Annotated in this window: 17 protein-coding genes; 14 read left to right on the top strand and 3 right to left on the bottom strand. The window is 53.7% G+C overall.

Annotated elements, in window-relative coordinates:
• Window positions 1-260 precede the first annotated feature (260 nt).
• From QQK89_RS02575 to QQK89_RS02540, 8 genes are all read left to right on the top strand, one after another.
• Window positions 261-2,090, top strand: a complete 1,830-nt coding sequence (locus QQK89_RS02575; protein ID WP_284236850.1) for a sensor histidine kinase — start codon at window positions 261-263, stop codon at window positions 2,088-2,090.
• Window positions 2,083-3,621 (top strand): response regulator transcription factor, encoded by a 1,539-nt coding sequence (locus QQK89_RS02570; protein ID WP_284236849.1) that lies wholly within the window; start codon window positions 2,083-2,085, stop codon window positions 3,619-3,621. Before QQK89_RS02575 ends, QQK89_RS02570 begins: the two co-directional genes overlap by 8 nt.
• 150 nt (window positions 3,622-3,771) lie before the next feature.
• Complete coding sequence (locus QQK89_RS02565; RefSeq protein ID WP_284236848.1) at window positions 3,772-5,262, top strand: ABC transporter substrate-binding protein; 1,491 nt, start codon at window positions 3,772-3,774, stop codon at window positions 5,260-5,262.
• Window positions 5,263-5,388: 126 nt separating this feature from the next.
• The gene (locus QQK89_RS02560; protein WP_284236847.1) at window positions 5,389-6,324 is read left to right on the top strand and encodes an ABC transporter permease; all 936 of its coding nucleotides are present in this window, start codon (window positions 5,389-5,391) and stop codon (window positions 6,322-6,324) included.
• Between the two features lie 35 nt (window positions 6,325-6,359).
• A complete protein-coding gene (locus tag QQK89_RS02555; RefSeq protein WP_284236846.1) occupies window positions 6,360-7,274 on the top strand; it encodes a carbohydrate ABC transporter permease in 915 nt (304 codons plus the stop codon).
• A 123-nt stretch (window positions 7,275-7,397) separates the two neighbouring features.
• Complete coding sequence (locus QQK89_RS02550; protein WP_284236845.1) at window positions 7,398-8,723, top strand: glycoside hydrolase family 125 protein; 1,326 nt, start codon at window positions 7,398-7,400, stop codon at window positions 8,721-8,723.
• Window positions 8,716-11,826, top strand: a complete 3,111-nt coding sequence (locus tag QQK89_RS02545) for a beta-galactosidase (RefSeq protein ID WP_284236844.1) — start codon at window positions 8,716-8,718, stop codon at window positions 11,824-11,826. Before QQK89_RS02550 ends, QQK89_RS02545 begins: the two co-directional genes overlap by 8 nt.
• Window positions 11,827-11,854: 28 nt before the next feature.
• Window positions 11,855-14,614, top strand: a complete 2,760-nt coding sequence (locus QQK89_RS02540; RefSeq protein WP_284236843.1) for an alpha-mannosidase — start codon at window positions 11,855-11,857, stop codon at window positions 14,612-14,614.
• A gap of 99 nt (window positions 14,615-14,713) precedes the next feature.
• Here QQK89_RS02540 and QQK89_RS02535 read toward each other — a convergent pair whose 3' ends face one another.
• Complete coding sequence (locus QQK89_RS02535; RefSeq protein WP_284236842.1) at window positions 14,714-15,313, bottom strand: TetR/AcrR family transcriptional regulator; 600 nt, start codon at window positions 15,311-15,313, stop codon at window positions 14,714-14,716.
• Window positions 15,314-15,442: 129 nt separating this feature from the next.
• Between QQK89_RS02535 and QQK89_RS02530 the strand changes: the two genes are divergently transcribed.
• Window positions 15,443-16,135, top strand: coding sequence for an SDR family oxidoreductase (locus QQK89_RS02530; RefSeq protein WP_284236841.1), 693 nt, complete (start codon window positions 15,443-15,445; stop codon window positions 16,133-16,135).
• A 236-nt stretch (window positions 16,136-16,371) separates the two neighbouring features.
• Here QQK89_RS02530 and QQK89_RS02525 read toward each other — a convergent pair whose 3' ends face one another.
• Complete coding sequence (locus QQK89_RS02525; RefSeq protein ID WP_284236840.1) at window positions 16,372-17,298, bottom strand: helix-turn-helix transcriptional regulator; 927 nt, start codon at window positions 17,296-17,298, stop codon at window positions 16,372-16,374.
• 179 nt (window positions 17,299-17,477) lie between these two features.
• Between QQK89_RS02525 and QQK89_RS02520 the strand changes: the two genes are divergently transcribed.
• From QQK89_RS02520 to QQK89_RS02500, 5 genes are all read left to right on the top strand, one after another.
• Entirely contained in the window at window positions 17,478-19,598 is a 2,121-nt protein-coding gene (locus QQK89_RS02520) for an S-layer homology domain-containing protein (RefSeq protein ID WP_284236839.1), read from the top strand.
• Window positions 19,599-20,050: 452 nt separating this feature from the next.
• Complete coding sequence (locus QQK89_RS02515; protein ID WP_284236838.1) at window positions 20,051-21,280, top strand: ABC transporter ATP-binding protein; 1,230 nt, start codon at window positions 20,051-20,053, stop codon at window positions 21,278-21,280.
• Window positions 21,277-21,951 carry an ABC transporter permease gene (locus QQK89_RS02510; protein ID WP_284236837.1) on the top strand — a complete coding sequence of 225 codons (675 nt, stop codon included), beginning with the start codon at window positions 21,277-21,279 and terminating at the stop codon, window positions 21,949-21,951. The genes QQK89_RS02515 and QQK89_RS02510 overlap by 4 nt, the downstream gene beginning before the upstream one ends.
• A gap of 26 nt (window positions 21,952-21,977) precedes the next feature.
• The gene (locus tag QQK89_RS02505; protein WP_284236949.1) at window positions 21,978-22,892 is read left to right on the top strand and encodes a glycine betaine ABC transporter substrate-binding protein; all 915 of its coding nucleotides are present in this window, start codon (window positions 21,978-21,980) and stop codon (window positions 22,890-22,892) included.
• Window positions 22,893-22,907: 15 nt separating this feature from the next.
• A complete protein-coding gene (locus QQK89_RS02500; RefSeq protein ID WP_284236836.1) occupies window positions 22,908-23,540 on the top strand; it encodes an ABC transporter permease in 633 nt (210 codons plus the stop codon).
• Between the two features lie 72 nt (window positions 23,541-23,612).
• Here QQK89_RS02500 and QQK89_RS02495 read toward each other — a convergent pair whose 3' ends face one another.
• Window positions 23,613-24,695, bottom strand: coding sequence for a Gfo/Idh/MocA family protein (locus tag QQK89_RS02495; protein WP_284236835.1), 1,083 nt, complete (start codon window positions 24,693-24,695; stop codon window positions 23,613-23,615).
• Window positions 24,696-24,704: the final 9 nt, after the last annotated feature.

The raw sequence follows: 24,704 nt of genomic DNA, 5'->3' as shown, positions 1-24,704 counted from the left end.
CCGCAGGCTGCAAGAGAGAAATATAATAAAGGGGGGTCATGTCCTTTATTATAGATTGCGTAAATGAAAGGAATCTGAGTACAGTGTTACAGCTGTATTACAATGTCGTTTCGGGATGAGCATTTACTCAGATAGAGTCGGATAAATAATAGATTTCTTTCATTTGGAAATGAAGTTTTCTAATGAAAAAAGGCGCGGCTTCGTCCTTAGTGTTATAATGGTCGGCAAATCCCAACATCGAAGAGAGAGGGCACGGGCGTTTGAAATTCCGGAAAATCTACAACAACTATATACAAAACAACCTGTTCGTCAAAGTCATCCTCGTCTTCGCGATTATCGTGCATTTGACCATTATCACGCTTTCGTATCTTCTCTTTGGACTCATGTCGGATTCCATCGTGAACAGCGAGCTGAACAACCAAAAGCAAGCGATGGAGCGGGTGAACCGTTATATGGAGCAGAAGTATGACTGGGTGCAGAACACGGTGCAGGACATCTATCGCAACAGCCTGCTTGCGAGCAACACGTCTTATTTCCTACGGCATTCCTACAGCGATTATGCGCAGTACATGCTTGACCAGAACTACGCGGGCGGCAACGAGAGCGCGGTTGATATTCTGAGCTACCTCGCGGACCGGATGGATGCCGACCCCGATGTTCAGAACATTCTGCTGTACAGCACGGACATGCAGCAGCTGTACGCCTTCAACCGCAACGGGCCGCGACGGCTGTACAAGACTAATCCGACCCGCTCGTACATTCCCGAGATTATGGCATCGGAGGGTGCCGTAGCTGCAACGCCGAATGTTTGGATTCGCGGATTGATCGGCCAGTGGAATTCGCAGCTGTATTCCATGCGTGCCCAAGTGAACGATAAGAATACGCTCAAGAACATCGGACAGCTGCTCGTATACTTCGATTCCGGAATGGTGAACCGGTCGCTTGATGAGCAGCGGACCCCGCTTAAGGGCGAGATTCTGGTGCTGTCGCAGGATGGGCAAGTATTGTCCGATTCCGCGAACCGATACTATGGGAAGATCTTCCCTTACATGCAGCAGGTCGGCTCTCTGAAACAAACCGAGCTGCTCGACGAGCAGTCGTACATCTCCACGCTGACGCAGAACACGGCCGGGTATCTCGTTGTTGGCATTATGCCGAAGAGCGCGATGGCGGAAGCATACGCGGGCCTTAAGCGGACGATCATTCTGATTAGTTCGATCTGCATTATCGTCGCGGTGATTATTCCGTCCATTCTGATCGTTAATATCTCGAGGCGGACAAACCGGATCGTGCACTTCATGCGGAAGGTCGAAGGAGGCAATCTTACCGCCCGCCTGCAGGATGCCCGCGAGGACGAGCTGGGGCAGATCTCCCAAAGCTTCAACGAGATGCTCGACGAGCTGGGCCGGCATATCGACCGGGAATACAAGGCGGAGCTAAGACATAAGCAAACGGAACTGGCCGCCTTGCAAGCTAGGGTAAACCCGCATTTTCTCTACAATACGCTGGAGGTCATCCGAATGCGGGCGATGTCCCAAGGCGCGGTTGACGTAGGCGAGATGATCTACAGCCTCGCTGTGCTGTTCCGCAACTCGGTAAGCGCGAAGACGGAGAACACGCTAGGCGAAGAACTCGAGATGTGCAGGCTGTACCTGGAGCTGTTCCGGATTCGCTACAAGGACAAATTCGCCTACGAGGTCGAATGCGACGAGGAGCTGCTGCGGGTTCCAATCGCGAAGCTGCTCCTGCAGCCCATCGTGGAGAACTATATCGTGCACGGGATGGATTCCCGGCGCAAGAACAACCGCCTGTTTATCGAAGCCGTGCAAGAGCATGGCCTGATTCAGGTCCGGATACGCGACAACGGCAAAGGCATAGAGCCGGAGCAGCTTGCGCTCATTATGCGCCGGCTGAAGATGCCTGAAACCGAGGAGCAACAGTCCTTCGGGCTGCGCAGCGTTCACGAGCGGATCGAACTGGTGCACGGGCCCGGCTACGGGTTAAGCATAGAAAGCATGCCGGGGCAGGGGGCATCGGTGACGGTGACCTGGCCCGCGGAAGTAGAAAGAGAGGAAGCTGGCGATGTATAAAGTATTGCTCGTGGACGACGAGCCGTTTATTACGGAAGGCTTGAGCGACGCCATCGATTGGTCCGCCTTCGGCCTGGAGGTCGTTGGCAGCGCCGAAGACGGAGAGGAAGCGCTCGAGCGGCTGCGCGAGCTCAAGGTCGATCTGCTGATCACGGATATTTCCATGCCGATTATGACGGGACTGGAGCTCATCCGCAAAGCGCGGGAGCTCCAGCCGCAATTAAAGGCGATCATCCTGAGCGGCTACAACGAATTCGATTTTCTGAAGGAAGGCATGCGCCTTGGCATTGAGAATTACCTGTTAAAGCCCATTAACTTCGCGGAGCTGGAGGCGACCCTGGCAGATACGGTGCGGAAGCTGGAGGCGGACAAGCCGGCACAGCCGTTCGGGGAAGACGAGATCGGAATCCTGCGGGACAACGTGATGACCCGCTGGGTAAATGGCCGGATCGCGTTGCCTGAGCTGCAAGAACGGACAGCGCTCCTCGACATCGATCTGTCGATGCCGCTTGCGGCATTGGCGATTATCCGTTTTCGCCCGGAACAGAATACTCCCGGCCTTGATCTAGACGGCTGCATCGCGGATCTCCAGGCCGAGGGGACCGACGGCTTGTCGTTTGTTCCTTTTCGCAACGAGGATGGCGAGCTAGCTGCTCTATGCTGCATAAACGGGGACAAGCGGAATCAAGCTAAGGTAAAGGAAGCTTTGGAAAGAGTGGCGGACAAATGGGACAAGAGGCAGCTCGGCCCGCGGATTGCGCTAGGCGGGATTGTGGAGACGGCTGATGCCGCCGCAAGTTACGTAGAGGCGCGTAAAACGCAGCAGTTCTTCCTGGTGCGGCATGACACGCATTTGCTCGATTATGCGGATATTTCCGCGGAAGCGGAGGCTCTTCCTTCTGGATTATTCGAATGGGAGGCTTATGCCAAGTCTATTCTCGCCAAGGACAAGGCTGAGCTGGAGGGAGTGATCAACCGCGATTTCGCCGCTCTACGGATGGCGGAAAGCCTGCATCCCGTCCGGGCGAGAGGCGCGGCGATCGAGCTGATGATTATGATGAAGATCGAAGTCGACAAGCTCGGGCGCGCGGATGCGGCGGAGGCGTTTCAAGCCGCGCTTGACCAAGCGGTGACTGCGGCAACGCTCGAAGGAGTGGAGCAAGCCGTACGGACCGCGGCATTCTTCGCCGCCGATTCGTTCTCGGGGGAAGACATGAGTCCCGTCATCAAGCAGGCGCTTCGCTACATCCACGAGCATTATGCGGAGGCGCTGACGCTCAAGTCGCTTGGACTGCAATTCCACATTCACCCCAATTATCTCGGACAGCTCTTTCACAAGCAGACGGGGGATACGTTCACGGATTATCTGAACAAACATCGTATTGATAAAGCGAAAGAACTGCTGGCGGACAGCAGGCTCAAGGTAAACGAGATTGCAAGACAGGTCGGGTACTGGGAGACAGGCTACTTCTACAAGCAGTTTAAGAAGCATGTCGGGATGGTGCCGGGCGATTTTAAGGAGCTGCTGTGACGCCGAGGCGTCATTCGCAGTTCCTTTCTTTATTTTGTACACTTATTCTTTGTTTTCTATTATTTTTGAAAATGTTTTCATCTTCTAAGATGAAGTAGCAAGAAGTCGCGACTATTGAATTGCTACACAGACATAAGGGAGGCAACACCAATGGGAATCCGTAAAAAAGCAGCGGTCGGTCTGACGTCCGCGATGGCCGTTATGCTCTTGCTGAGCGCCTGCGGAAGCAACGGCAACACGGCAGCAAACAACAACGCTTCGTCTGGCAGCGGCAACAACGCCAAGCCGGTCGAGTTGAACTGGTACACAATCGGCACGCCGCAGAAAGACGTTGACAAAGTTATGGAAGCGGTTAGCGAATACACGAAAGAAAAAATCGGCGCAACAGTCAAAATGACGATGATCGACTGGGGCGATTACAACCAGAAGATGCAAGTACTGACGGCTTCGGGCGCGGACATGGACATCATGTTCACTGCGGCTTGGGCGTTTGACTACGTGCAAAACGCTCGCAAAGGAGCTTTCGCTCCGATCGACGATCTGCTGGCCCAATACGGCAAAGGCATTACCGACACGCTGAACCCTGCCTTCCTGAGCGGTTCCAAAGTCGACGGCAAAAACTACGGCGTACCGGCGAATAAAGAACTTCCAACGTCTGAAGTTTGGCGCTTCAACAAGAACATACTTGACGAGAACAAACTGAGCATCACCGACGTGCGCTCCTTGGAAAGCCTGGAACCGCTGCTCAAAACCGTTAAAGAAAACAACCCGGACGTGACGCCGCTGCAAGTGGACAAGACCTTCACGCCGTACATTCCATATGACTACCTGATCGAGAAATTCCCGCTGGCGGTAAAGCTTGACGATTCCAGCTACAAAATTGTCAACGTTTTCGAAACGCCTGAAATGAAGCAAGCACTCGCAACGATGCATAAATACTACCTGGCCGGTTACATCCCGACGGAAGCCGCAACGCTGGAATCGTCCTCGGACGTGCAGGCGACGGGCAAATGGTTCGCAGACAAGGCGACAACGCAGCCGTTTGCGGACAATGTATGGTCGACTAGCTACGGCTACCCGATCGTATCGACGCCAATGAGCGACGAGTTGATCTACAACCAATCGGTAATGGGTTCCATGCAAGCGATTTCCGCGAACTCGAAACATAAAGAAAAAGCGATGGAATTCCTGAACTTGCTGAACACCGATCCGGTTCTTCGCAATATGGTTGACTCCGGCATCGAAGGCACGCATTACAAAGTAACCGACGGCGACTACATGGAGAACCTGCCAGAGTCCAAGAACTACGATATGCCAACGTTCGCGCTTGGCAACATCATGATCACGCATCTGAACCCGGGCGATCCTGCCGACAAATGGGAACAGTTCAAGAAATACAACGATGCCGGCAAACCTGCGGCACTACTCGGCTTCAACTTCGATCCGACGAATGTGTCGAGCGAGATCGCAGCCGTGCAAAACGCGAAGGAATCCTTCTGGGCGCCGCTCATGACGGGTACCGTCGATCCGGACAAATACTTGCCGCAAGCAATCAAGAAGCTGAACGACGCGGGTCTTGGCAAGATCTTGGCCGAAGCGCAAAAGCAGCTCGACGCTTGGAAAGCAACGCAAGGCAAGTAAATTTCTTATAGTACCGAAGGGCGAATGTTCGGCATTCGCCCTTTTTTTAAGTCGATTCATCTGTAGAACGAATTGCCGCAGGCCCTTGGCGCTGCAAACCTACTTCGCTTAGAAAGGGTGAACCCCATGAAGGCCTTTGGGCGTTTCTTCAAAGACATTAACCGCAATAAAGCCCTGCTGCTGATGGCGCTTCCGGCTACCGTCTGGTTTATATTGTTCTCGTACCTGCCAATGCTCGGAACGATAATTTCCTTCAAGGAATACCGCGTACATGGCGGATTTCTCTCCAGCATCATCCACAGCCGCTGGGTCGGCTTCGATAACTTCAAGTTCCTGTTTAGCACCAACGACGCGTACATCATCACCCGCAATACTTTGCTCTACAACATCGTGTTCATCATTATTGGTCTAGTTCTTGCAGTGGCCATGGCCATCATTCTTTCCGAAATCGCAAACAAGCGGCTGGCGAAATGGTTCCAAACAGGGATGTTCCTGCCTTACTTCCTGTCCTGGGTTATCGTCGGTTATTTCGTATATAGCTTCCTCAGCTACGACCGCGGCGTGATGAACAAAATCGTTCTCGCCTTTGGCATGGATCCGCAGCAATGGTATTCTGAGCCGAAATATTGGCCCTTCATCATCGTCATCGTGTTCCTATGGAAGTCGCTCGGCTATAACAGCGTCGTCTATCTGGCCGCAATCATGGGCATAGACAGATCGCTGTACGAAGCGGCAATGATTGACGGCGCGAACAAGTGGCAGCAGATCCGCAACGTTACGCTGCCGATGCTGGCACCGCTAATGACTATTTTGACTTTGCTGGCCATCGGCCGCATTTTCTACGCGGACTTCGGCTTGTTCTATCAAGTTACCCGAGATTCCGGGACGCTCTACAATGTCACGAACGTTATCGACACTTACGTCTACCGCGGCTTGAAGACGACAGGGGAGATCGGCATGAGCACCGCAGCCGGCCTGTATCAGTCGTTCGTTGGCTTCGTACTCGTTATTACGTCCAACTGGATCGTTCGCCGCTTCAATAAAGACAACGCCTTATTTTAAGAGGAAAGAGCAATTAGGAAGAAAGGAGCATCATCATGGCATCCCTTACGAAATCCAAAGACTTTCAGCGGCTGACGCCAGTCTGGAACATCATCTTCAACGTCATTGCCGGGCTATTCGCGCTGGCTTGCGTGTTTCCCTTTCTGCTCGTCATGATCATCTCGTTCACCGACGAGAAGACGCTCGCGCAAGACGGTTACTCGTTATTCCCGAACAAATGGAGCACCGACGCCTACAGCTACCTGTTCAAGGCGGGCGACCAGCTATTGCGCTCCTATGGCGTGACCATTCTCGTCACGGTCGTCGGTACGGTGATCAGCTTGATCATGATCTCGCTCTTCGCGTATGCGATCTCTCGCAAAGGGTTCAAATACCGTAAATTTTTCTCGTTCCTTGCTTTCTTCACGATGCTGTTCAACGGCGGACTCGTGCCGTCCTACATCGTGACGACAAAGCTGCTTGGCCTAGGAAATTCCCTGTGGGCACTCATTCTGCCGCTTGCGGTTAATGCCTTCTACATCATGATCATGCGTACGTTCTTCGCAACGATGATCCCGGACGCGATCATCGAATCCGGCAAGATCGACGGCGCCGGCGAGTTCGGGATCTTCTTCCGGCTTATCGTTCCGCTTGCGCTGCCGGGTCTGGCGACAATCGCGCTGTTCAGCGTGCTTGGTTACTGGAACGACTGGTTCAACGCTTTGCTGTACATCGAGAACCCGGACCTGGTTCCGCTGCAATCGATGCTGATGCGGATCGAGAACAGCATGCAGTTCATTCTCGCCAACAGCAACAACGCTTCCTTGGGGACCTCCGTGCTGCAGTCGATGCCGCAGGATACGTCGCGGATGGCGATGGTCGTGCTGGCGACCGGGCCGATCGTGCTCGCGTATCCGTTCTTCCAGCGTTATTTCGTACAAGGCTTGACGGTTGGCGCTGTCAAAGAGTAGTCTTTTAATCGATTCCAATATTTTACTCCGCAAGCGGCCCGCGGGCGGATAACCGTCCACGGGCCGCTTGCGGTAAGCATAAGCAACGAAACTTTTATAGCAACAACAAGGGGGAAAACCACCATGGAACAATTCAGATTGCCTAAAATCGACATGCCGCACCTGCCTCTTCCGCAATCCGTGCAAGCGGTGCTTGCCGAGGCGGAGACGCGCCTCGCGCACCGTCCGAAGCTGCTGCAGCTGTTCAAGAACTGTTTTCCGAATACATTGGAAACGACAACCAAACTTCTGAATGACGGCACGACGTTTGTTATTACCGGGGATATTCCCGCGATGTGGCTGCGCGATTCCGTCGAGCAGGTTATGCATTACGTACCGTTCTCCAAGGACGACGCCGACCTGCAGCGGATTATTGGCGGCTTGATCAAGCTGCACATGCGCAATATCGTCATCGACCCTTACGCAAACGCGTTTAATGAGATGGCTAATGACTGGCACTGGAACACCGACGACAAGACGGACATGTCCCCTTGGGTATGGGAGCGCAAATTCGAACTTGATTCCATCTGCTTCTCGATGCGCCTTGCCTTCGCGTACTGGAAAGAAACCGGCCGCGCCGATATCTTTGACGCGGACTTCAAGGTGGCCATGCGCGCCGCAGTCGACCTGTGGAAACGCGAGCAGCACCATTTCGACCGTTCGCCGTACCGCTTCGAGCGGGACAACGGGATCATGACCGATTCGCTCATGAACGACGGTCTCGGCATGCCGGTCAACTATACGGGTATGGTCTGGTCCGGCTTCCGTCCGAGCGACGACGCCTGCGATTTCCATTACAACATTCCAGACAATATGTTCGCGGTTGTCACGCTGCGCCAGATGCGCGAGATTGCCGAATTCGTCTTCCGCGACCTGTCGTTTGAGAAGGAAATGGCGAAGCTCGAGCGCGAGATCAACCATGGTATCCAGTTATACGGTATCTACCGGCATCCGGAGTTCGGACCGATCTATGCTTACGAGACAGACGGCTTTGGCAACTACTGCCTGATGGACGACGCGGGCACGCCGGGCTTGATTTCGATTCCATACCTTGGATACGTGGACGGGGACGATCCGATCTACCAGAATACGCGCCGCTTCGCACTGAGCAAGGAAAACCCGTTCTATTACGAAGGCACGGCCGCAAAAGGCATCGGCAGTCCGCATACGCCGCCGGGGTATATCTGGCATATGGCCTTGTCCATGCAAGGACTCACGGCCAAGACGGATGAGGAGATTCTCGAAATGATCGCGGTATTGGAAGCGACGGACGCCGACACCGGCTACATGCACGAAGGTTTCCATTCGGACGATCCTTCCGTATTCACGCGCAAATGGTTCGCTTGGTCCAACAGCTTGTTCTCGCAGCTGGTCCATAAAGCGATGAAAGCGGGACTCCTCGATGCCTAATTCGACGATTATTTTCTATGATGGCGCCTTTCCGGGCGCCTCTGCCATTGGCGGAGCGGAATTGGAACAGCTGCGGGGCGTGGGCGAAGTATACGGCGCCGATGCGTTAGCGGCAAGACTTGAAAATGCGGACGGCGGCGTATTCGTGTCGCTGCATGCGCCTTATTTCCCCGTCGCCGCATGGGAAGCGTTGCTCGGGTTCTTGAAACGCGGCGGCGGCTTGATCAGCTTGGGCGGCGCGCCATTCCGCGTGCCGGTTCGCCAAGAAGCCGGCGAATGGCTCGCGGAGCCGGAACAGACAGCGTACCACCGTCAGCTGCGTATTCACGAGATGCTGCCGGTGAAGGCGGAGCCGATCCTGAAGCTTTCCGCTAACGAGGAAATCCCTCTATTCAAGGGCATAGAGGCTCTGCTTGACGTTGCGGATACCTGGAACCTCGTGCCGCATGTGACCAAATCAAGCGACCTGCCGCTGCAGATGGGCTCGGCCGGTCCAATGGATGCGCATATTTATCCTGTGCTGAAGGGCATCTCCGCCGAAGGGCGGGAAGTTGCCGCGCCGGCCGTATTATGGGAGAACACAAAAGGTGATTTTGCAGGCGGACGTTGGCTGTTCATCAACTTGCCGCTTGGCGCGGAATTTTTCGCGCGCGGCGGAGCAGAAGCGCTGCTAGCTTGGACGACGTTCTGCGCGGCAGGCGTGACCGAGCTGTGGCTGAAGCCGAGCTATGCTTCTTACGAGCTGCATGAGCGGCCGATGCTGACGCTTCAGGCGCAAAAGCTGGGACGCGGCGCGGAGGGCAAGTCCAGCTGGACGTTTGATATTGCTGTCCGCCATGGCGAAGGTTCGGACGTGTTCACTTACCGCCACGAGGCGGAAATTGGTCCTGAGCTTGAGCTGAAGCGGATTCCGCTGCCCGGCGACATCCAAGCGGGTTATTATCATGTGGATTGCATCGCCAAGTCCTCGGACGGCGAGACCCGCCTGCTTCGCCAAGGTTTCTGGGGCTTGGATGCAGGCTTGCTGAACGCTGGCGGCCTGCTGTCGCGAGGACGGGATTATTTCGAGAAAGACGGCCGGCCGATGCCGGTTGTCGGCATGACGTACATGACCTCGGACGTCGCGCGCAAGTTCCTGTTCCTGCCGAACGTATCGGTATGGGATCGCGATATGGCGCAAATGCGCAAGGCGGGCATTAACTGGATCCGCACGGGCATTTGGACGGCGTACCGCAACATCATGCAGGTGGACGGACATGCTTCCGAAGAAGTACTGCGCTCAATCGACGCATTCTTCATGACCGCGAAGCGGCATGGTCTGCAGGTGACGTTTACGTTCTTTTCCTTTACGCCGGAGACTTGGGAGGGAACAAACCCTTATCTCGATCCTCGCAGCGTGGAAGCGCAGAAGCGATTCATCCGCTCCATCGTCAGCCGTCACCGCGAGACGACTAACGTCGATTGGGATCTGATCAATGAGCCGTCGATGTTTGATCCGCCGCGGATCTTCTCCGACGGTCCTCGCTCGAGCCGCGACCGGTTCGAGAAGGCGGCTTACGCGGAATGGCTGGCGGAGCGTCACGGCGCGATCGAGAAGCTGCGCGAACGCTGGGGCATGACCCCGGGCGAGTTGCCGGATTTCGCATCCGCTGTTATACCGGAGCCGGAAGACATCAACTTTGACGTGCAGGACATGCACCAAGGCAAACGGGGTACGCGTTGGCTGGATTACGCGCTGTTCTCGATGGACATGCACAACCGCTGGGCGAAGCAGCTTGTCGATGCGATCAAAGAAAGCAATCCGTCGCAGCTCGTGACGGTCGGCCAGGACGAAGCGCTAGGCGCGCAGCGGCCTTCGCCGTTCTTCTACGGGGAAGAAGTCGACTACACGACTGTGCATTCCTGGTGGTTGAACGACCATTTGCTGTGGGACGGTATCTTTGCGAAGACGGCTGACAAGCCAAACGTCGTGCAGGAGACGGGGATCATGTACGTGGAAACGCCGGCCGGATTCGCAAAGCGTTCCGAAGAAGAGCTGCGGGCGATGCTGGAGCGCAAATACGCGTATGCCTTCGCGGCAGGCGGCGCCGGCGCCGTGCAGTGGATCTGGAACACCAACTTCTATATGGACAACGCGAACGAATCCCATATCGGCGCGCTGCGGGCAGACGGAACGGAGAAGCCGGAGGCGGACGTTTCCTACCGGTTCGGGAGCTTTATGGAGCAGATCCGCGATCTGTTCCGTGAGCGGGAATTGGAAGATGTCGCCGCCGTATTCCCGTACTCCAACGATTTCTCCAACCGCAAGCTGGCGTTCGACGCCACGACGCGCCTGACGCGCGTGCTTGGCTACGAGCTGAAGACGCCGTTCCGCGGCGTGTCGGAATACCATCTGGACGCGCTGGAGGCGGCGCCGGCCAAGCTGATTATCGTGCCGTCCGCGCATAACTTCGAGGACGAAGCGTTTGCGCGGCTGCTGGACATTGTGGACCGGACGGAAGCGACGCTCTTGTTCACGGGCCCGCTTGGGCTCGACGCCTACTGGCGGGAAGCGGACCGGCTCTCGGATACGTTTGGTCAGCGAAAGCCGGCCAACGTCGTTCGGGAAGAAAGGCTCGCGATCGGGGACAAGGCGTATCCGGTATCGTACGGCCACCGGAGAATCGCCGAAGTGTTCAAAGAAGCCGGTTACGGCGCCCCTGCGGGAGCGGACCAAGTCATGGAGGCTGCTTACGGTCAAGGACGCATCATCTGGTGCCCGCTGCCCGTGGAGCTGAACGAACGCGCCGAACCGGTTGCGGCGCTGTATGCGCACGCGCTGGAGGTTTCGGGCGCGCGCGGCGAATTGGAATGGCTAAGAGGCGGCGACCTGGCGGGCGTATACGGCCGGAGTCTTCGCTTCAAGGACGGCGAGCTCTTCGTGTTCGTATCCGAATATGCGCATGACGCGCAGATCGAAGTGAAGTCCGCCGCGACGGGAACGGCGTATTCGTTCGTGCTGGAGCGGGAGCGCGCGGTATTGTTTGCCGTCGACCGGGCCGGCAATGTGACGTCGGTCTATCGCCCGGATGAAGTAGAAGTGCTGGCTCTGCCGGCCGAATAAAGCTTGAAATCGAAAGGAGACGATCGCCATGGCGAACGCTGATCATAGACAAACGGCGCATATCATCTCGCACACGCATTGGGACCGCGAATGGTATTTGCCTTACGAGAAACATCACGTGCGGTTAATCGCGCTTATGGATACGTTGCTGGACACGCTGGAGAACGACGAGGAATACCGCAGCTTCTATCTTGACGGACAGACGATTATCATCGAGGACTATTTGCAAGTACGCCCGGACCAGCGGGAACGCCTGGAGAAATGGATTCGCGAGGGACGTATTCATATCGGCCCATGGTACGTGCTGCAGGATGCGTTCCTGACGAGCAGCGAAGCGAACGTCCGCAATCTGCAGATCGGGCATCAAGATGCCGCGCATTACGGCACGATCGCGAAGGTCGGGTACTTCCCCGATACCTTCGGCAACATCGGCCAAGCGCCGCAGCTCATGAAGCAGGCGGGCATCGACAACGCGGTGTTCGGCCGCGGCGTCAAGCCTACCGGCTTCAATAACATGGTCTCGGACTCCGCGTACGAGTCATCCTTCTCGGAGCTCGTATGGGAAGGACCCGACGGCTCGCAGGTGCTTGGCATTCTGTTCGCCAACTGGTACAGCAACGGCAACGAGGTGCCCGTGGACGAGGCGGAAGCCAAGGAATATTGGGACCGCAAGCTGGCAGATGCCGGCAAATACGCATCTACGGGTCAGTTGCTGTTCATGAACGGCTGCGATCACCAACCGATCCAGACGGATCTGGCCGAAGCGATCCGCGTCGCACGCAAGCTGTACCCGGATACGGATTTCGTCCATTCGAATTTCCCGGATTACCTGGCGTCGTTGAAGTCGTCGCTTGAAGACAAGCAGTTGTCGGTCGTACGCGGCGAACTGCGCAGCCAGCGGACGGACGGCTGGTCGACGCTAGTGAACACGGCGTCAGCCCGCGTCTACCTGAAGCAGATGAATCAAACCGGTCAGATGATTCTGGAGAAGGTCGCCGAGCCGCTCGCCGCGTTCGCGCATGTGACGGGCCAAGCCAAGTACCCGCATCATCTGCTGAAATACGCTTGGAAGACGCTCATGCAGAACCATCCGCATGACAGCATCTGCGGTTGCAGCGTTGACGAGGTGCACCGCGAAATGGTCACCCGGTTCGATAAGAGCCGCCATGTGGCGGAGACGATTGTCGACGACAGTAAACAAGCGGTCGCGGGCGCCGTCGATACGAGCGTGTTCGCGAGCTATGGTCAGGATGCGCTGCCGCTTGTTGCGTTTAATACGACGGGATGGACGCGTAGCGGCGTCTTGGAAGTCGAGCTGGACGTTGCGCGCGTGTATTTCCGCGAAGGCATCGCTCCAAATGACATGATCCGCATGATGAAGGAAATTTCTCTCGAGGGCCGCACGCTTGTGGATGCGGATGGAAACGCCATCCAGCATACGTTCGAGGACCTGGGCTTGCAGTTCGGCTACGATCTTCCGGATGACAAGTTCCGTCAGCCGTATTGGACGCGCCGCGTGAAGCTGACGTTCGAAGCGGCGGCCGTGCCGGCGCTTGGTTTGAAAACTTACGCTTGGGTGCTTGGCGCTGCGAGCGGTGCTTCGTCGCCGTCGCTTGTATCCGGTCCCCGCACGCTTGCGAACGATAGCCTCAGCATAGAGATCGCCGAGGACGGAACCTTGGCGGTAACGGATATGGCCAGCGGACGCACGTACCGCGATCTGCTCATCTATGAGAATGTCGGGGATATCGGCAACGAGTATATGTTCAAGCAGCCGGACGGCGAGACTGCGCTTACGACCAAAGGTCTCGCGGCCGAAATCCGCGTCATCGAAGACAACGCGTACCGCGCGGCGTTCGAGATTGTGCATCATTGGTCGATCCCGGCATCCGCCGATGAGCTGTTCGAACAGGAGAAGCAGGAAGCGGTCTATTATCCGGAGCGCAAATCCGGCCGCTCAACAACGTTTGTGCCGTTCACGATCCGTACGGTTGTAAGCCTGGAGCGTTCGGGCCGCGGCGTGGGCATTCGCACGACGTTTAATAACCAAGCGAAAGACCATCGCGTGCGCGCCTTGTTCCCGACCGACTTGATCGCTTCCGTCCATCGCGCCGACGCGATCTTCGAAGTGGCGGTTCGAGACAACGAGCCGGCTGCGGAATGGGAGAACCCGAGCAACGCGCAGCATCAGCAAGCTTTTGCCGATGTCAGCGACGGCATGCAAGGCCTCACCATCGCGAACTTTGGCTTAAACGAATACGAAGTGCTTCGCGACGGCCGCAATACGATTGCCGTCACGCTGCTTCGCTCGGTCTCCGAGCTAGGCGACTGGGGCGTCTTCCCAACGCCGGAAGCGCAATGCCTCGGCGAGCATACGGTTGATCTATTGATTCTTCCGCATGGCGGCGACGGCGCGGTGTCCGGCGCGTATGCGTCCGCTTATCAGTTCCAAGCGCCTTGGACAAGCGCGCAGACCGGCGTGCACGGCGGAACTTTATCGCCTGTTCATTCGTTCCTGGCTTGGGAAGGCGAAGGTATTGCGTTCTCCTCTGCCAAGATCGCGGAAGCGACGGGCGATCTCATGCTGCGCTGGTTCAACATGCGTCCGGAAGCAGCCAAGCTGCAGGCATTGCCGAACGTGAGCGGGTCCTCGGCGGCTTATGCGAGCGACGTGCTGGAACAAGAAGGCGAACGCCTGAAGCCAAGCGACGAAAGCGCGAGCGGCTCGTTCGCGGCGGAGCTTGGGCCGTGCGAGATCTATACGGTAGGCATCGCGGCAGCGAAATAAGGCCATTGGCATTTATCGATTAGTTTTATCCTATTGAAACAAAAGAAAGTGCCCAACTTTGCATGAATGCAAGGTTGGGCACTTTTTACATACCGCATTTTACTTCATCTTCCTGCCCATAATAAGATATCGCATCGTTGTAGCGGCTCTCTCGGCGAATTCCGCCTGGGTAACCTTCCGATCAGAGTATATGCTCTGGTTATATAGATTGGCATACCCCGTGCTGACGGCAAGAAGAGCCTCCATCAACTCAACGACTTTCTCCCAGCTGGCATTCGGATCGGCTTCCTGAACGATGGCAAGCAGCATATCCATCATCTTGCGGCTTTGTTCATGAAATTCCGTATAGGAAGAACCTCTTAATGAGCTGAACAGTTCAAACCCGACATTATGGTCAATCATATAACTTGCAATAGCCGCCGCTACCGCAGCCAGACGATCGACGGGATTGCCGGTTGCCTGAACAGCTGCGTTTATTCTCGAAGTCAGCCCAGTTAGGAATACAATTCCGGTTGCGGAGAGCAGGCTTTCCTTGTCGGGAAAATGGCGATAAGGCGCTCCCGAAGATACTCCCGCATGTTTGGCAACCTTGGCAACGGAAAAACCGTTCAGCCCAACTTTCGCGATTAATTCCATGGCCGTGCGGATCAGCGTATCCCTCAGATCGCCGTGATGGTAGGGCCTATCCGTGGTGGACATCAGTTCACTTCCTTCTGATAGTTGTACGGTTTAGTAAATATATCATGCCCCAATGTAATAGACAACTTACATTCAGTATGTTAGTATGTAAGTGTTCTCTTACATCGAGCAAAAAGGAGATTGATCCCCATGACGATTACTTTAATAACAGGCGGTAATAAAGGACTTGGATACGAGGCTGCAAGACGTTTGATTGCGCTTGGCCAAACTGTTTATATCGGTGCCCGCAATATAGAGCTCGGCACTAAGGCTGCCGAAGAACTGGGCGCACGGTTTGTTCAACTGGATGTGACGGATGATGATTCCGTCAATGCCGCAGCAGCTGAAATCATAAATAAAGAAGGACGCCTCGACGTCCTTATCAACAATGCGGGCATTGCCGGTGGGCATTTGAAGCCGGACGAGATTACGGCTGAAGAAACGCGCCGCGTATATGAGACGAATGTGTTTGGCCTCGTGCGCGTGACGCATGCTTTTGTCCCGTTGCTCCGCAAGTCGGAAGCGCCTGTCATTGTGAATGTCGGCAGCGGGCTAGGATCCTTCGGAATGGTGAGGAATCCGGAGAAGATCGAATCGACGGTAAACGCGCTTGCTTATTGTTCTTCCAAAGCAGCGGTAAGCATGCTCACCGTGCAATACGCAAAAGGGATGCCGGACATTAAAGTGAATGCCGTTGATCCGGGACCAACAAAAACCGATCTGACCGGACATGGCATGCAGACAGTCGAGGAAGGCACGGACGCCATCGTCAAGATGGCGACCATCGGCAAGGACGGTCCAACGGGAATCTTTATCGACCGAAAAGGCGAAATCCCTTGGTAAATATCGAGAACAGCAAAAGTCGCCGCAACCCCGGCGGCTTTTGTTTGTTAGGAGAGAACTCCGTCCACTTCCACGCGTGTTTATCGACTTTTTTGAGCTCCCAATTGTTATGCTTCATCTGTTCTTCAAAGAAAAAAGGATGATTCAACAACGCATTCACTTCCCTTTGCAATAGATTGATCGAACAGTCCGAACGAATGTTTCCATTATAAAAAAAGAAGTATGACAGCATAGTGTCATACTTCTTCGTATCGCTTTAACATTTTTCCAATTTTTTCTTTGATGAGCTGCTTGAGTGAAGCAGGTTCCAGTACAACGGCATCCTCGCCGAAGCTGAGAAGCTTCTCGATTAGCCAATCCGTATCGATGGCTTGAACAATGGTGAGCGTAAGGGAGCCATCGTCATTGAACTGCTTGTCGTCCAGATAAAATTCATCCAAAACCTTGGCGAGCGAACCCGCCGTAAAATGAATGACCGCATGTTCGATCTGCTCGAACTGATGATTACCGCAGGCATTGTACGAGAAGATGTCTTTTTCCCGGAAACGATGATGCCGGTCGAAACGTTCCTGCAGGGCAACCAGCTCCGATATTCTCGTCAGCTTGAATACCCGGTAGTCGCTCCGCGAACGGCAATAGCCGTATAAATACCAAGAGTCGTATTTCAACACCAGGCTGACGGGCTCAACGATCCGTTCCTGACGTTCGTCCTTTGCATTTACATAATGGAATGAAATGAGCTGCTTCGCCTGAATGGCCGCGTGCAGGATACGGAGATCGGACGTATACGATCGCCAGCTGCCCAAATCCATCGTGAGGCTAGGCGCTCTATCGCTGCTCTGCTGAACGGTCTTTAGACGTTGAATCGTCTCTTGCGCGCGATCATCCTGAAAGACGGTTGTTGTGCTGCTTAGAAAGGTGATCAAGGATTCAATATCGTCCGGGCTGAGCAGGCTTTTGTCCATCTTGTATTCCTTAATAATCCCATACCCGCCGTTTACCCCTTGATAGGAAATCACCGGAATGCCCGCCGCGCAGATGGCCTCAATGTCCCTGTAGATCGTTCTTTGCGAAACGCCGTATTTGTACGAAAGTTCCGACGCGGACACGACTTCATGATTCAGCAGCATATAGGTTATGGATATCAATCTTTCCAGCTTCACAAGTCATCACCGCCTCTTCGATTAACGCTGTACTGATAATAGTGCAGAACGTAACGATCATCAAGTTTCTTTAGCTCTTATTTTCCAATTTATTTCTAGAGTATTAAGCAGACTTGAACTATCATTATGTAGAAGCTTTATACCAAATGAACTAGATTTTAGAAAAAGGAGAAGGCTTGATGGCTAAAAAAGTTTGGCATCGATACATAATCTCATTATGCTTGTTATTGCTGGTAGTGCCCGGCATGCCTGTGCATGCTTCGGCCCCGGCGGTTTCCGCACCCGCGGAAACGGATAGTTTAACTGATCTCGAGGGTCACTGGGCGAAGGAGACCATTACAAGGTGGATCCATAAAGGCTGGGTTCACGGCTATTCCAATGGAACCTTTAAACCAAATGCGCCCATCACGCGGGCTGAGTTCGTAACGCTCGTTAACCATGCTTTCGGATTTACGTCTGCCGAAAGCTCGCTCCCGTTCACGGATTTGCCCGTAACGAGCTGGGCGTATCCGGAAGTGGCCATAGCTTATAAAGCCGGTTATTTCCACGGGGCAAGCGGCAAAGCGAATCCCAATCAACAAACGGTCCGCCAAGAGGGCGTCGTAATGTTGGCCAACGTGCTTCGGATCAATCCGGCTGCAAACGGGGATCTGTCTCCGTTCAAGGACGGCAATCTTGTTGCGTCTTGGGCAAAAGGCGCGGTTGCCGAGCTGTCCGCCAGGAAGATCTTGAAAGGCGACGGCGGCAAGTTTCGTCCGACGGACACTTTAACCCGGGCGGAAGCGGTGACGGTAATCGACGCGGCATTGGCCTCATCGCAATCGGGAGGTTCAGGCTCAGGCACATCGGATCAAACAACCGCTTATCTTAGCGATATGAACTTGGGCGGGGAGTTGACGCTTGTTCAAAAAGGCGATCAAGGCGTTCCCGCGGGTATCGGGTTCGATAAGAATACGAACGGTTATACCGTCACCTTGGAGCGCGATATGGAGGCGGTGTCGATACCGGTTACCGTCACGCCGGAGTCTGATTCTGCCAAAGTCGAATATTTTGTTAATTACATGGATCAAGCCGGCGAGCAATACCGGAAGCTTGGAACGAATCATGCGTTTACAATCGATTTAAAGCCAATGGAAGATTTGCATGTCTACATTACGGTAACGAGCGGCGACGGTAAAGCTAAAAAAGGCTATAACATTGATTTTCTGTATAAACGCAATTTGCAGGAAACCTTCCAGGTCATCTCCTATCCCAATTTTAATTTAGGCGATGGCCCGCACGCCTCGTACAGCTTGTATTCAACTAATCTTCTGGAGCAAGGCGATGTCGTAAAGCTGTACGATTCTTCAAGCAGAAATAAGCTGCTGGATACCACAACGGTGGAAAGTTACGGCAACTATATGGTATCTCTCTCGCTTATGTCCTATAGCGCCAAATACGAATTGCGGACAAGCGGTAACTTTTATATTCAGGTCTCACGCCAAGGCAATATTTTTCTAGAAGGGGATTACGGCTATAATCTGAATGAATTGAACCGTCTAACGGATCGTACAGGCATAACGGTGCAACAGCTGACAAAGCAGGAGCTTCAAGATCAGATTAAGCGCGGCGGTTTGTGGAAAGGGGTAGCGGGCGCCGTGCGGCTAACGCTTGATCCTTCGCAATGGTCGGGGGTTATGGCGGAGGCCAAATATTATCGGGTAGAGCTGCTGGATACGAATCAGCTGTATCAGTCGTCGGTTGCTCCATTGCAGACCGTAGACCGGGGAGATTTTGACCCTACGGGCTTTAATGTTATTCCGGTAGCAAGCAAGGGCGGCATTTACGCGAGGTCTACCGATGGGAATTGGAACGTATCCGATGCTTATTTCCAGATTATCTTCTTTAATGGAGAGCGGGAGCCGGTCGGTTATTACGAAACGACCCTCTTGCCGGATAAAGAGCATTTAGCCGATGGCTATACCGCCAAACATATGCTCGATCCAACTTTGAATACCGGGGACGATATCCCTCCGGTCATTACGGACATGACGACAATTACCGTAATGGTTATCGGGAATTCGTTAGGCGCCAAACTTAGCGAGAAGGCCAATCTTTATCTAGTGCCAGCCGATACCGAGCTGAATGGACGCACTATGCATGATCTTGTGATGAGCGGCAAAGGACGCGGAACGGTCGGGGACACAACTAGCAGCTTCAATATAATCAGCACTTCCGGGCTTCCCGCGGGGGATTACAAGCTTGTGGCCGTTGATTATTCCGGCAACGTATCCGCACCGGTAACGATCAGACTCGTATAATAATAGGATGAACCATAAAGAGGCCGCCCCAAAAGGTGATCGCTCACTGTGAAGGCAGCTCGCATTAGCAATTAAAGAGTGTTTTTTATGAAAATATCGCTGCAGAGGGGTTACCCTTACAGCGATATTTTTGTTCTTGCTGCTTTCTTCAGCAATTTCATGAACAGGTGAAGGGCAGACGGAGCATTAAATGATTCTGGAGAAAAGCTCATGCTTACGAAGTAGCTTTCTTTCAGAAAGCTTTGAAGCGTTCGCTTTTGCTCAGGGATTCCTACCTCTGAAATATTAATTCAAGGAATCCCTGAGCAATGGCGATCGGAAGAACATTTAATGCGCAGACTGCAGTTTAACCTAGATCGCGAGTCGTATTTCGGCAAGATTTTCTTATTTGGCATTATTTGTACAAGAGTCGGACAGTCTAACCTTATGAATATCCGGAGGTTGAACAGCAGATGATCCGATTCGAGAACGTCAAAAAAACATACGACGACGGCTTTGAAGCATTAAAATCAATAAATCTCGAAATTAGAGAAGGCGAATTGACCGTATTGATTGGTCCAAGCGGTTGCGGAAAGTCCACGCTTATGAAGCATATTAACCGTTTGAACAATCCAACGAGCGGCAAAATCTACATCCGGGATAAGGATATCTCCACGATTGATCCGGTTGAGCTTCGCAGAAGCATTGGTTATGTCATTCAGAATGTCGGCCTGTTCCCGCATATGAATATTGGGAAAAACGTTGCCGTTGTACCGAAACTGCTGAAATGGGACAAAGAGGTCACCGCCGGCAAGGTTGATGAGCTTCTCAGCATGGTGAATCTTGATCCCGAGGTGTACCGGAATCGTTATCCTGCCGAGCTAAGCGGAGGACAGCAGCAACGGATTGGGGTGATCCGGGCGCTTGCTGCCGACCCTGACGTCATTTTGCTCGACGAGCCGTTTAGCGCGCTTGATCCGATCAGCCGGGAACAGCTGCAGGATGAGCTGATTCGCCTTCAGCAGGAGCTGAAGAAGACGATTGTGTTCGTGACGCATGATATGGACGAAGCGATCAAAATTGCCGATACGATTGTTCTGATGAAGGATGGACAGGTTGTTCAGACCGGCTCGCCCGAGCATATTTTGCGCCATCCCGCTAATGAATTCGTAACGAGCTTCATAGGCAAGAAGCATCTGACAAGCGATACTCCCGACCCTAGCTTAACGGTTGACGAGGTGATGTCGGTCAATCCGGTTACGGCTTCTCCCGAACGGGGAATGGCGGCTGCGATTCAATTCATGGAGAAGCACCGGGTTGATTCTTTGATTGTCGTCGGCAAAAAAAGAGAGCTGCTTGGTTACGTCACGATTTTCAACGTACTGAAAGGGTATAGGCATGAAGACAGCCGGCTTGCCGACATCATGAAGCCTTTTGTTCATGTTGTGGAATCGGGCTCCTCGGTTGCGCTTGCTTTGACGCTGATGAATGAGCATGGCTTGCCTTACGTTCCCGTTGTCCGTGAAGGACATCTCGCTGGATTGGTTACGCGGGGGAGCGTAGTGCGCCATATGGCAGAGATCTATAATCCGGATGAAATGAGTCTCGAGGAGCTTGCCGCGGAAGCTGAGAAGCTGAAGGATGAGGCTCCGATTGAGCCGGCTGAGACAGGTCAAGACACGGAACAAGGAGGGCACGCATGATGGACTGGCTATCTGACTACGGAGCTTTCCTATCGAGCAGGCAAGGGGATATTCTGATTGCTCTTCGCGATCATATCTATATCTCTGCCCTCTCTATTATTCTTGGAGCGATTGTTGCGATTCCGGCAGGGGTATGGCTCGCGGGAAGCCGGATTGGCTGGCTCAACAGCACTGTATTTACGATTGCCAACGTGCTGCAGACGATTCCGAGTCTAGCGCTGCTCGCCATTCTGATTCCGCTTCTTGGAATCGGCCGTACGCCGGCTGTCTTTGCGTTATTTCTCTATTCGATCATGCCGATCATGCGCAACACGTATTCCGGCTTCAAGGCCGTTGATCCCAATATAATGGAAGCCGCTCGAGGGATGGGCTACAGCCGCATGCAACGATTGCTCCGCATCCAGCTGCCGCTGTCATTTCCCTACATTATGTCGGGGCTTCGCGTAACGACGGTCTATATTATTAGCTGGGCAACGCTGGCGACTTTAATTGGAGCAGGTGGTCTGGGGCAGCTCATTTTCGCCGGTATGGGCGTCAATAAGAGAGAACTGATTGTGACGGGAGCCCTGCTAGCCGTTCTTCTGGCGCTGGCCGCAGATTACCTGCTTGGACTTGCGGAGAAATGGGTAACGGCCAAGACGAGAAGCGCGCCGGCTTCCGGCACGGTCTGACGGCAGGAGGAATGGAAATGAGACTTATGGAAACTCAAATGCGAAAGTTTTTGCAGGAAAAGCTTGTGCTGCTGGCCGCCCTGTTGATTGCAGTCTCTGCCTTGCTAGCCGGTTGCGGAAATGGAAACAGGATTATTATTGGGACGCAGACCTTCTCGGAACCTAAGATTCTCGCTAACATGTACAAGCTCCTCATCGAAGACCGGACGGATATGAAGGTGAAGGTAATGCCCGATCTGGCGACAAGCACCGTCGTGCTTGATGCCTTGACCAGGGATGACATTCAGATGGCATCGCTGTATTCGGGAATTATTCTGGATAATTATTTCCCCTTTGAGCGCACGAATGACCGGGCCAGTATTCTGAAGCAGGCGCAAGAAGGCTTCGATAAGCATTATGGGCTCAAATGGTTCGACTCCTACGGGTTCGAGAATACGTATGCATTTACGGTTCGCAAGGAGTTGGCGGAGAAGGAGAAGCTTCAGCAAATATCCGATGTGGCGGGCAAAGCGCAATCGATGAGGCTTGGCGTCGATACGACGTGGCTGGAGCGCGAAGGCGACGGTTATGCGGATTTTCAGAAAGTGTACGGCATATCGTTCGGCAAGGTATTTCCGATGGAGGTTGCGCTTGTCTACAATGCGGTTGCAACGAATAAGATGGACATCGTAGTCGCTTACTCCACCGACGCGCGGCTCAAGCAATACGAGCTAGTTACGCTCAAAGATGATAAGCATTTCTTCCCGCCTTACGATGCATCTCCCGTTATTCGCAAGGAAGTATTAGAGGCGCATCCGGAATTGCAGGAGGTTATCGACCTGCTTATCGGCAAGCTGGATGCCAAGACGATGATTGATCTGAACTACGAGGTTGACGTGAATAAACGGAATGAGAAAAAGGTAGCCGAAGATTATTTGAAACAAATCGGCTTGCTCAAGTAGGGAGGTGAAGCGAGGATGGAATTGTTTTTTCGCTATGTGAAGGAGAACTGGCCGGATCTGCTAGTCTTTACCGGCCAGCATATTATGATGGTGCTGATCGGCTTGCTGCTTGCGCTGGTGGTTGGCATTCCCTTCGGGATCCTGGCATCCCGGAATCGAGTGAATGCGCGCATTATTCTAACGGTGGCGAATATCATTCAAGTATTCCCCAGCCTTGCGCTGCTGGTGCTCTTGATGGTTGTCTTCGGCTTAGGCACGACAACCGTTGTTGTCGGGTTATTCTTGTATTCCCTGCTGCCTGTCATTCGAAATACGTATGTCGGGCTGACCCAGGTGGATAAGTCCATTATGGAAGCTGGGAAAGGGGTCGGAATGAGTCCGCTGCAAATCATGCTTCAAGTCCAGCTTCCGCTGGCTTTACCGTTTATGCTGACGGGAATACGGATTGCGGCCGTCATTGCCATTGGCGTTGCCACGATCGCGCCGCTTGTCGGGGGAGACGGTTTGGGGCGGGAAATTTATTCAGGCATCAATATGAATAACTCCGCTAGGCTGTATGCAGGAGCTATTCCTGCGGCCATTCTCGCTTTGCTTGCCGATTTGGCGTTGGAGCGGGTGCAGAATGCAACGAAGGTTGCCGGAAGATAACAAATGGCCTAACAAAACAAAGCCTCCCTTCTGCTGCGTACAGCTTCAGGGAGGCTTTGTTGATTTACCTTATTAGAACGGCAGCTCAATCGCTACTTCGCGTTTGGCAGCGGAGGAACGAAGCACGCCGTCAATAATCGCTTGCTGAATGACGATCTGCGAGCCCGGAATAGGAGCAGGACGTCCGTCTCTTACCGCTTCGGAGAAATCGCGTACTTTCTCGAAGAAGAGATTCATGTCGGTGTTCGTAACCGGAATTGGCGTTTCGGTCTGTTTGCCCATGAAATCATGGAACAGCTTCATCTCGCCGACACGGCCATCCCAAACGCCGGACCAGTTGCCAGTGCCGTACGGGTTAACTTTCAATCCGCCTTCGGTACCGAGGAACATGGTGGAGCCCAGCGTATCCATATGCATAGCCCACGAAATCTTGAACTGAAGCACCACATCGTTCTCGAAGCGAACAAGCGCTACGCCAAAATCTTCGACTTCGAACTTATTGGCTTCCGGATGATGGATCGGATTAGTGCCGAAATAATTGGATGTATAAGCAGACACCGTAAGCGGCTTCGGATATCCAAGCGCGTTAAGTGCCATATCCAGCGAATAACAGCCGATGTCGGCCATAGCGCCTGCTCCGGCGAGCTGCTTGCTGATAAACGTGCCGCCAGGCATACCGCGTCTGCGGCCGCCGCCGGTCTCCACGTAATAGACCTTGCCGAGTTTGCCCGACTGAACAATGTCGTTAACGACTTTCATGTTAGGGTCGTAACGCGGCTGGAAGCCAATTGTCAGCATGTTGCCTGTTTCGTCGGCGACTTGGGCCATGTCGATCGCTTCTTCCAAAGTAACGGACATTGGCTTCTCGAGCAGGACGTTTTTGCCTGCGCGGAGCGCGTCAACGGTTGTTACATGATGGGAGGCGTTTGGCGTACAAATGCTAACCCCATCCAAATCCAGTTCGAGAAGCTTACGGTGATCATCATAACCGATCGCTTCCTGCAATTCCTGGTTAGTGACGAATTGCGCCGCTTTGCCGGGAATAACATCGGCAACGGCCACAATCTCAACATCGGGAAGTTGCTTATAAGCTCTTACGTGTGCAGCAGCGATGCCGCCGCTGCCAATAATTCCAATACGCTGCACTTTTGCCATCAATAAATC

Origin of the sequence: Paenibacillus glycanilyticus, from assembly GCF_030161375.1 — a bacterium.
GTDB classification, from domain to species: Bacteria; Bacillota; Bacilli; order Paenibacillales; family Paenibacillaceae; genus Pristimantibacillus; species Pristimantibacillus glycanilyticus_B.
This window is presented reverse-complemented; position numbering and strand designations above follow the sequence as displayed.

Coding starts and splice junctions, on each gene's coding strand:
- QQK89_RS02515 (WP_284236838.1), top strand. CDS start 20,051: ATGATCCGATTCGAGAACGTCAAAAAAACATACGACGACGGCTTTGAA.
- QQK89_RS02530 (WP_284236841.1), top strand. CDS start 15,443: ATGACGATTACTTTAATAACAGGCGGTAATAAAGGACTTGGATACGAG.
- QQK89_RS02555 (WP_284236846.1), top strand. CDS start 6,360: ATGGCATCCCTTACGAAATCCAAAGACTTTCAGCGGCTGACGCCAGTC.
- QQK89_RS02495 (WP_284236835.1), bottom strand. CDS start 24,695: ATGGCAAAAGTGCAGCGTATTGGAATTATTGGCAGCGGCGGCATCGCT.
- QQK89_RS02520 (WP_284236839.1), top strand. CDS start 17,478: ATGGCTAAAAAAGTTTGGCATCGATACATAATCTCATTATGCTTGTTA.
- QQK89_RS02500 (WP_284236836.1), top strand. CDS start 22,908: ATGGAATTGTTTTTTCGCTATGTGAAGGAGAACTGGCCGGATCTGCTA.
- QQK89_RS02540 (WP_284236843.1), top strand. CDS start 11,855: ATGGCGAACGCTGATCATAGACAAACGGCGCATATCATCTCGCACACG.
- QQK89_RS02535 (WP_284236842.1), bottom strand. CDS start 15,313: ATGTCCACCACGGATAGGCCCTACCATCACGGCGATCTGAGGGATACG.
- QQK89_RS02510 (WP_284236837.1), top strand. CDS start 21,277: ATGATGGACTGGCTATCTGACTACGGAGCTTTCCTATCGAGCAGGCAA.
- QQK89_RS02545 (WP_284236844.1), top strand. CDS start 8,716: ATGCCTAATTCGACGATTATTTTCTATGATGGCGCCTTTCCGGGCGCC.
- QQK89_RS02560 (WP_284236847.1), top strand. CDS start 5,389: ATGAAGGCCTTTGGGCGTTTCTTCAAAGACATTAACCGCAATAAAGCC.
- QQK89_RS02550 (WP_284236845.1), top strand. CDS start 7,398: ATGGAACAATTCAGATTGCCTAAAATCGACATGCCGCACCTGCCTCTT.
- QQK89_RS02570 (WP_284236849.1), top strand. CDS start 2,083: ATGTATAAAGTATTGCTCGTGGACGACGAGCCGTTTATTACGGAAGGC.
- QQK89_RS02565 (WP_284236848.1), top strand. CDS start 3,772: ATGGGAATCCGTAAAAAAGCAGCGGTCGGTCTGACGTCCGCGATGGCC.
- QQK89_RS02505 (WP_284236949.1), top strand. CDS start 21,978: ATGGAAACTCAAATGCGAAAGTTTTTGCAGGAAAAGCTTGTGCTGCTG.